The sequence below is a fragment of the Haloarcula sp. Atlit-120R genome (genome assembly GCF_003665885.1).
Lineage (GTDB): Archaea > Halobacteriota > Halobacteria > Halobacteriales > Haloarculaceae > Haloarcula > Haloarcula taiwanensis.
Genome location: NZ_QPLN01000020.1, coordinates 1 through 1,093, shown reverse-complemented (window position 1 = coordinate 1,093; position 1,093 = coordinate 1). Strand labels below are relative to the sequence as shown.

The following is a 1,093-nucleotide window of genomic DNA, read 5'->3' as shown; positions in this document are numbered from 1 at the left end:
TCAACACCGAACGCGACACGAAACAGGTCATCGGTGCGACCGACAGCCAGCTGATTCCACTGTCTGTCGCTGGCGACAACCTCGAACCACGCAATCCCGAAGTGACGTTCACGGGCGTCGAACAGACCACGACGGACGCGGGACTGTTCTCGACAACGCTGTCCGACGGTGAGACTATCGATTACAATATCGATGGGAACCAGCCAGCGACGAACGTTTCCACGACGTTCATCGGTAAGTCGACATCAAACCGCCGGACGGTCTCGGCATCGAACCTCGAAAGCGGTGATTCGTTTAGCTACTCGGTGGATGGGAACACTCTGGCGAACGACGTCTCGGTGACGTTTAAAGGAGATTCGTCGTTAAAATCGGCCTCAGACAGTGGCACGCTATCGACTGGCGGGTCGGACTCGCTGAACCTCGAAGGAAACCTAAACCCGAGCAACGAGCAACTCACCGTCTCTGGCGGAGACTCATACTCTCAGGGAGAGCATACCTACGTAGCTGGTAATAAGTGGTCATCCGAATTAAAACGGGTTCCAAATTCGGCAATTACTGAGATTACATTTCATATGGAGGAATATTCTAGTGGTGGGTCCTATGAAATATATCTCACTCGTGAAGGAGTAGACGAAGACCACACTGAAGGGACGCTAGTGGCGTCTGGAGTGAGTTTCAACAAGCGAACCAAAACCGTCGATATTGAGACATGGGACCCAAAAAATTCGGACAATGTCACTCTCTCCGTTAAAAAAGACAAGAGTCCAGACCATGATATCCATTTTGAACGGAGCGGTGGCGGTGCTCAATCATTCGTCTACGACGGATATACCTACGATTCGTACATCCATATTGATTACAAAACCGGGGCAGATGTGACAATTTCGGCGGACAGCGGCACGTCTAAGAGCTTTTTTGTGGAGGGTGGAGGGTCGCAAACTAAGAGTTTCCCGGTCGCTCTGGGTGACAGTATATCCGTGAGCGGTGCTGGGGCAGTCGACTACTCGCTTGATTATACAGCCCGTACCGGAACCGAAAACCCGAGCATCGACATCAACGGCGACGGCTCCACCGATGCAAGCTACTCTGGCAT

Annotated in this window: 1 pseudogene; it reads left to right on the top strand. The window is 52.2% G+C overall.

From position 1 onward, the window contains the following. Window positions 1-1,093: pseudogene (locus tag DVK01_RS21970) on the top strand (hypothetical protein); the annotation flags it as partial.